The sequence below is a fragment of the Paracraurococcus ruber genome (assembly GCF_004353985.1).
Taxonomy (GTDB): domain Bacteria; phylum Pseudomonadota; class Alphaproteobacteria; order Acetobacterales; family Acetobacteraceae; genus Paracraurococcus; species Paracraurococcus ruber.
The window spans coordinates 22,100-29,765 of sequence record NZ_SMOA01000063.1; the positions used below are offsets into that span (position 1 = coordinate 22,100).

At 64.4% G+C, this 7,666-nt stretch carries 5 protein-coding genes and 1 pseudogene; 3 read left to right on the forward strand and 3 right to left on the reverse strand.

Features of this window, described 5'->3' with window-relative positions:
• Positions 1-34 precede the first annotated feature (34 nt).
• Positions 35-1,753 (forward strand): leucine-rich repeat domain-containing protein, encoded by a 1,719-nt coding sequence (locus tag E2C05_RS35140; RefSeq protein ID WP_133220209.1) that lies wholly within the window; start codon positions 35-37, stop codon positions 1,751-1,753.
• A 9-nt stretch (positions 1,754-1,762) separates the two neighbouring features.
• Here the strand turns inward: E2C05_RS35140 and E2C05_RS13725 are convergent, their stop codons facing one another.
• Both E2C05_RS13725 and E2C05_RS13730 read right to left on the reverse strand, forming a co-directional pair.
• Complete coding sequence (locus E2C05_RS13725) at positions 1,763-2,743, reverse strand: tripartite tricarboxylate transporter substrate binding protein (protein ID WP_133220210.1); 981 nt, start codon at positions 2,741-2,743, stop codon at positions 1,763-1,765.
• A 119-nt stretch (positions 2,744-2,862) separates the two neighbouring features.
• Positions 2,863-4,377, reverse strand: a complete 1,515-nt coding sequence (locus E2C05_RS13730; RefSeq protein WP_133220211.1) for a DEAD/DEAH box helicase — start codon at positions 4,375-4,377, stop codon at positions 2,863-2,865.
• 771 nt (positions 4,378-5,148) lie between these two features.
• Between E2C05_RS13730 and E2C05_RS13735 the strand changes: the two genes are divergently transcribed.
• Positions 5,149-6,336, forward strand: a complete 1,188-nt coding sequence (locus tag E2C05_RS13735; protein ID WP_133220212.1) for a hypothetical protein — start codon at positions 5,149-5,151, stop codon at positions 6,334-6,336.
• 22 nt (positions 6,337-6,358) lie between these two features.
• A complete protein-coding gene (locus E2C05_RS13740; protein WP_133220213.1) occupies positions 6,359-7,432 on the forward strand; it encodes a hypothetical protein in 1,074 nt (357 codons plus the stop codon).
• A gap of 120 nt (positions 7,433-7,552) precedes the next feature.
• On the opposite strand, the pseudogene E2C05_RS13745 reads toward E2C05_RS13740, so the two are convergent.
• A pseudogene (locus tag E2C05_RS13745) lies at positions 7,553-7,666 on the reverse strand (IS5/IS1182 family transposase); the annotation flags it as partial.

Here is a 7,666-nt window from a genome sequence, read left to right on the forward strand (position 1 = left end):
CCTTCGCCCGCAACCTCCCCCGCAACCGCCCGCAATGGCCCGCAACCCGGCGCCTGACCCGCGGCGCGCGGAATTCGCCGCGCTGTTCGACGGGCATCTCCGCGCCGGGACGCGGCCCGACCCCGACCACCGCGAACCCTGGAGCAACGCCGCCTTCGCCCGCGCCATGCCGGGCCGCGGCACGACCACCGGCGTCTCCGACCGCAGCGTCGCCAATTGGCGCCGGGGACACGCGCTGCCGGCGGAGATCGAGCCGATCCTCCGCCTGCTGTTCGGCCCGCTGCGCGCGGATGGCGGCGAGGCCCGCATCGCGCTGCGCGCCGCCTGGGAGCGGCCCCGGATGGGCGAGGCGGCGGCGCGGATCGCGGCCGAGCCGCCTGAGCCCGATGCCGTCACCTGGGTGGAGGATGGCGACCGGCTGGCCATCGCGCCCGGCGCCGAGACGGATGCGGCGGCTTCGGCCGATCCGGCGGTGGCCAGGCGCCACCGCGGCGTGGTGGAGCGGCTGCAGGATCTGGTGGAGGCGATCGGCCAGCGGCTGGACAACCAGCGCGCCTGGAAGGGGCTGGCGCGCGCCGCGCGGCGGGCGCTGGCCGCGGCGGAGGTGCCGACGGCCGAGCTGCCGGACGTGCTGGTGGACCTCTACGACAACATCGTCAGCATGGGCGGTTTCGTCACGCTGGACGATGCGCTGGCGGCCGATCCGGCGGCCCTCGACCCGGCGCTGGACCCCGATATCCGCCGCGCGCTGGCGGATTGCCTGGCGGTGGCGGCGCCCTGGCTGCGCAGCTTCCCCAGCGCGCTGCAATGGGATTCGGGGCGGCGGGATTTCCTGGCCCGGCCGGAATTGTTCGAGCCGGTGCGGGCGACGCTGCCCCTGGCACGGCAGGTGCTGGAGGCGGCGCGGGCGGAAGGGGCGATCTCGGCCGAGGATGCGGCCCGCGCCGCCCTGCCGCTGGACACGGCCGACCTGCCGGGGATGCAGGGCGAGAAGGCGGGCTATCGCGGCCTGGCCAATGCCCGCGCCCTGGTCACGCGGGCGGCGGCGGTGACGGCGGCCTTCCTGTCGGGCGCCGTCGCCTCGGACTACGCCACGCGCTCGGCGCTGGTGCAGCATCTGGGCGGCGCGCTCGCGCGGGCGGAGGAGGCGGCGGGCGCCCTGCTGGCGGAGGCGCCGGCGGACCTGCGGGCGGCCATCCGCCATGTGTTCGCGGCGAACCGCGCCCGGCGCGAGGGTGACTTGCCGGAGGTGCCGGGCACGACGCTGCCCGTACAGCCACGGCCCGCCGAGCCGCCGCCGGACCTGCAGGAGATTGTCGAAGGCATGATCCTGGCCGGCGCGCGCCCGCCCGAGGCCTGGGTGCCGTTCATCGAGGTGTTGGACTTCGATCACTCCAAGCTGGACGACCTGGCGCCCCTCGCCGGGCTCGCCAGCCTGCGAACCCTCTGGATCGGCCGCACCCAGGTCAGCGACCTCGCGCCCCTCGCCGGGCTCGCCAGCCTGCAAACCCTCTGGCTCGACAATACCCAGGTCAGCGACCTCGCGCCCCTCGCCGGGCTCGCCAGCCTGCAAACCCTCACGCTCGGCAACACCCAGGTCAGCGACCTCGCGCCCCTCGCCAAACTAGCCAGCCTGCAAACCCTCCGGCTCGACAACACCCAGGTCAGCGACCTCGCGCCCCTCGCCGGAAGGCGGGGCCTCACGATCCATTGGCGCGGGCGCGAGATCGACGCCGCCACCCTTCGCCCGTGACGGCGCGCCCTACTCCACCCGCGCCCCGCTCGCCCGCGCCGCGGCGGCCCAGACCGGCGCATCCGCCCGCATCTGCGCCGCGAATTCCGCCGGGCCGAGCGCGGTCGGCACCAGCCCCAACTCGCGCAGCTTCGCCCGTCCCTCCGGCGGGCGGATCACGCCCAGCACCGCCTGCGCGAAGCGCTCCAGCACCGGCGCCGGCGTGCCGGCGCGCGTCACCAGGCCGTTGAAGCCCAGCAGCTCCAGCCCGCCGCGATAGCCGAGTTCCACGAAGGTCGGCACCTCCGGCAGCGTGTCGATGCGCGTCGGGCCGGTGACCGCCAGCGGCAGCAGCCGGCCGTCGCGGATCTGCGGCACGCTCACCGCCTCGTCGTTGATGGACAGGAAGGCGTTGCCCGCCACCACGTCCAGCACCGCCGGCGCGCTGCCGCGATAGGGCACATGGCTCATCCGCACATCCGCCACCTGCTCCAGCATCGCGCCGTAGAGATGGCTGGCGGAGCCGATGCCGAAGCTCGCATAGCTCAGCTCGCCGGGACGCCGCCGCGCTTCCGCCAGCAGGTCGGCCAGCGTGCGGATGCCGCGGTCCGGCCGCACCGTCAGCACCAGCGCGGCGGTGCCGAACTGCACCACCGGCGCCATGTCCCGCATCGTCTCGTAGCCCGGGCTGGCATGGATCACCGGGTTGATCAGCGTCAGCGAGGCATTGACGTAGAGCACCGTGTGCCCGTCCGCCGGCGCCGCCAGCGCGGCCTGGGTGCCGATCATCCCCTGGGCGCCGGGCCGGTTCTCCACGATCACCGGCTGCGGCAGCACGGGGCGCAACTGCTCCGCCAGCCAGCGGGACACGAGGTCGGTCTGCCCGCCCGGCGGATAGGGCGCGACGAGGCGGATGGGCCGGTCCGGCCAGGCGCCGGTCTGCGCCGCGGCGCCACCGGCAGCGAGAGCGAGCGGCAGGCCGAGCGCGGCCCGGCGGGCGATGATGGTCATGGGCGAAGCCTCCCCGGCCTGGTCATTGCCGGGGAGGATGCCACAGACCCTGTCGCGGCGAAGCCGGCTCCGCCGTGCCCGGAGGGAGCCGGCGCGGCGGCCGGGCTCCGGGCGGCCGCTCAGCGCCCGCGGGTCAGGAAGGCCGGGGCGTTGTCGCGGAAATCGCCGTTGCGGAAGGCGTCGCGGTCGCGCCGCACACCCTCGCCGCCCGGGGCGGCGGCGCGGCGGCGGGTGCCCTCACCACCCGGCTGCTGCGGCTTGGGATGGCCGGCACCCTGCCCGGCGCCATGCCCGGCGCCATGCCCCTGGGGCCGGCCGCCCTGGGCCGGCTTGCCGCCCTGCCCATGCCCCTGCCCCTGGCGCGGCGCGCCCTGGCCGCTGCGCTGCCCGCCATGCGCGCCGGGCTGGCCGCGGCCACCCTGGCCCCGATGCCCCTGGCTCTGCTTCGGCTTCGCCCCTTGCGGCGCGCGCTGCAGCAGGCCGGGCTTGGCCAGCGACTTCGTGCGGTCCTCCCGCTGGTCCTCGGCCGGGATCGCCTGGCGGATCAGCTTCTCGATCGCCCAGAGCTTGTCCAGATCCTCGAAGGAGACCAGCGCCACCGCCTCGCCGCTCGCGCCCGCGCGGGCGGTGCGGCCGATGCGGTGGACATAGGTCTCCGGCACCTCCGGCAGGTCGTACTGGACGACATGGGTGACGTTGTCGACATCGATGCCGCGGGCGGCGATGTCGGTCGCCACCAGGATCGGCGCGGTGCCGTCCTTGAACTCGGCCAGGGCGCGTTCCCGCTGCCCCTGGCTCTTGTTGCCATGAATGGCGTTGGCCGGCAGGCCATCCGCCGCCAGCTGCTTCACCACCCGGTCGGCGCCATGCTTGGTGCGGGAGAAGACCAGGGTCCGCCCGACGCCCTCGGCCCGCAGCAGGTCGGCCAGGATGCGGCGCTTGTTGCCCTGCTCCAGGTGGATGACGCGCTGCGCCACCCGCTCGGCGGTGGTCGCCACCGGCGCCACCTCGACCCGCGCGGGGTCGCGCAGCATCTCGGCCGCCAGGCGGCCGATCTCGGTCGGCATGGTGGCCGAGAAGAACAGGGTCTGCCGCTGGGCGGGGACGGCCTTCACCAGGCGCCGGATGGCGGGCAGGAAGCCCTTGTCCAGCATTTGGTCGGCCTCATCCAGCACCAGGACCTCGACGCGGTCGAGCCGGGCGACGCCGGCATCCAGGTGGTCCTGCAGCCGGCCCGGCGTGGCGACCAGGATGTCGATGCCCTGCGACAGGGCGCGGCGCTGCGGGCCATGCGGCACGCCGCCGAACACCACCGCGACCGAGAGGCCGAGATGCGCGCCATAGGCGCGGACATTGTCGGCGATCTGCGAGCAGAGCTCGCGCGTCGGCGACAGCACCAGGGTGCGGCAGCCGCCGCGCGGCGGGCGGCCGCCCTTCTCGTTCAGCCGGTGCAGGATGGGCAGGGAGAAGGCGGCGGTCTTGCCGGTGCCGGTCTGGGCGATGCCCAGCAGGTCCCGCCCCTCGAGCACGATGGGGATCGCCTGGGCCTGGATCGGCGTGGGGGTGGAGTACCCGGCATCGTCGAGCGCGCGCAGCAGGGGCGCGGCGAGGCCGAGATCGGAGAATTGGGTCACGGGTGAGGATATTTCCGGTCGCGCGGCGCCGGACGCGCCCGCTTGGGGGGTGCGCCGCGGGTTTCAGGTGGAGACCCCGCGTGGCTGGGCCGGTCCGGTGGGAAGCTCTCGCGTGCGCCGGCAGTTCGGCTTTTAACCGCGGGGCCCTTCGGGAATCGCCCCGGGGCCGCGTCGCGGGCCGCTCACGCGGCCGGGCACCGCCGCGGCATGACTGCCCCGGCGGCCGTCATATGGGCTTTCGCAGCTACGAAAGCAAGCGCGGCGTGGCAAGGCGGGGATGGAGACGTAGCTTCGAGGGGCGCTGCCCCTTCAGATCGGCGCACCAAAGCCTTAAAGTCCTTCCGAACCCTCGAAGGTAAGCAAATTCGATCATAGCGGGCGGAGGAGCGCAATGCCCGAAGGAAATGGGTGGGCGGATTGTGGAGGAAAGACCAAGTGCATATGCAGTGACATGAGTTAGTCTATTCTTACCCAAGTCGGACAAGACAAAGCCCCGCTCACGAGACAAAATTGAATTTATTGCATTCTCAGGTGAGAAACCCGATCAGTGACCATGAGGGTCTACAGACCAAACCTAAACCAAAGCGCGACGTTCGCTTGGGCGCCTTTGCCCAGGCGTATGGAACCGGAGGAAGGTGAGTGCATAAAGGCCATACCGTTGGCGGCTAGCATATCCTCATTCAATCGGATACCTTTCTCTTCGCCTACGAAAAATGAATGATGGGAGCGTGTGAACTCATGTCCGAGTCGGCGAGACCGTTTTCGGAGGCTATGCTCTTCGACAATCGTGTTCAATGCTTCTCCTTGATGACGACGCAAAGCGTAGCAAGTTATTTGGCTTTAGTCGACAGCGCCTATCAGAATAAGGGATCGCTGCAGTTTCAAAGAGATGCACTTAAGACGACAACAGGCAAGCGTATCCGAGACCGGATGGTAGAAGACATCAAAAGAGGAACAGTCCTTCCTCCACTTGTTTTGGGCCTAGTTGTTAGCGAAGATTTCTTTTCAAAATTGTACTCCTCACTACCATGTGACATAGAAGCATTGGTGCTTTCCGCGATGTCGCAGGAGGCTTCTATCATTGACGGAATGCAGCGAACTACTGCCCTTCGCCGAGCCTTCGATGAGGAACCGACGACCGGACAGCACAAAATTCGCGTAGAATGCTGGATCGCAAGAAATACTGATAGCCTCATCTACAGGATGCTCATCCTGAATACCGGACAGATACCCTGGAACCTTAAGCGCCAACTTCAAGTTGTATACGCTCCCCTCATCACAGAAATACAACACCGGGTGAATCTCGAAAAACTAATTACCATACAAAACCCTGGACGACGCACGAAAGGTGGGGAGTTCAGGGCCGATGACCTCGTTGAAACCTTTATTGCATTCGGATTGCGGCGAACTGAAGTCGACACACAAGAAGCGCTGGCCGATGAGTTCTCGCGACTCGATATCGTCGAAGCGATTTCTAGGCGTCAGTATAATGAATATTTTTATAAGGTACTGCAGCTCCTGGTAGATATGGATCGTGCATTTTCTAAATACAAAGCCGAAGAAGAAGATGTTGAGTCGAGTGAACACTCAGATGACGATATGCCAAGGCGCTTCGTCAAGGGGAGAAATCTTTTTGACAGTCAGCCAGCGCGAATTGGATTTATAGTTGCAATCGCCATCGAGCTTTTTGGGCGACCGGGCATGGATAAAGACGACTCGCTAACGCGAATCACCTTTGAAAACATTGTGTCTAGCTGTAACGATTTTATTTTACGCGTTCAACGAGCCAATGCGGACGCCTTAGAAGATTTCCTCTGTTTTGGTATTCTGAATGAGAAGCTCGTCAGACGTCAGGGTAAGTACGGCCGACATGAGCGCGCGTATTTCGAGAAGGCTTTCCGTGTGTTGCTCGAAGAAAAGTTTCGTGTGCCGAGTATGGAGCCCTGCTGGAGAGCGTGATTTGGCACGGAACCGAAAAGCCATGAATCGTGATATTTTTGATAGATTGTCCACGATTGCCGAAGAGTCCGGCTTTCCTGTACCGAATAAAGACAGACCGAGGTGGGTGAATACAAATAATCTTGATGACGCAGAACTGCTTGCGAAGGCCAAAATTGTTCAGTCTTTGTTTTTGACGAGAAGGATTCGGGCACTTTTGGTTGAACATCAGAATATTCGGAGATTTTTGATTTCAGATATTCCCGCCCTGGAGGATGAAAGTGATGTTTTTCAAGCAGAGGAGATTACGGGTGGCTTATTTTTGATTTCTATTTCGAAGATGAATCTTGATCCTGTTGCTCCGGGCGCATCAATCGTTGAAGCAATCGGCTCTTACTACCAAGGTGTTTCAGGGTATGATGGATACAACCATGGGTTGATTTCCTTCCTTTATCCACCCGTTACTTCGTACGAAGTGAACACTGCACACGTATTTAGCGCTGATCTAAATCGAATAATTGGCAGTTTTCTTTGCCAATCAACATTCCGGTGGGTACTACCACTTGAAGACACAACTCTTCAGGCTTTGAGATCTCTTTTCGAGGCTGGCAACTCTCAGATACCTTATCGCAATGTGCTTCAAGGCATCCTATCGATCTTTTGGCATTCGCTCTATCTGGATCTCTATCGTTGCTTGGAAAGGCTTTATTTCATACCAAGGGTGAAAAATTTAGTTCCGTATTTTCAAAATCCTATCTCTCCAGAAACAAGGATAGCTGTTTTATTGGAGACACATTTATCATGGAGGCCGCGAGAAGATGAAGCATTGAAAAGCCTTGTAGCCAAATGTAGTGAAGCACTGCTTCGCCAAGCCATGATTGATTGGGGCGTGATCATTGAGCCGGATTCAAATGGTGATCCGCCGACGCTAGATCGAATTTCTTCAAAATTGACGGCCACAATATATGAGCTAAGGAATGCAATCGTACACTTTCGTCCCATCCATCAAACCGTTGAAAAAGACGATGCGACTTGGAATCGAATCATTAGGTCGCTTATTGAAATTATATGCGAGGTCTATGACTTCTTTAACTCGGAAATTCCACGTTGCGCTTAAGGAGCGAGCGGGACGCTGATGTCTGTGCTTTAGAGCGGTTTTCGTTTGCCATGGCTCACGGCAACCGCTCTAGTCATTTGAATCGACGAGCATCTTCGCCCGATTAGAGTCCATCCGGGATCATGTTCTGGTTTGGCAGAGCCTTCGCAGCATGAGGCGGACGGAGGCCCAGCGCAGGAAGCACAGGCCTGACCGGTTCAGGCACTCCCAGTCCTTGGCGAGCCGACGGCAGCG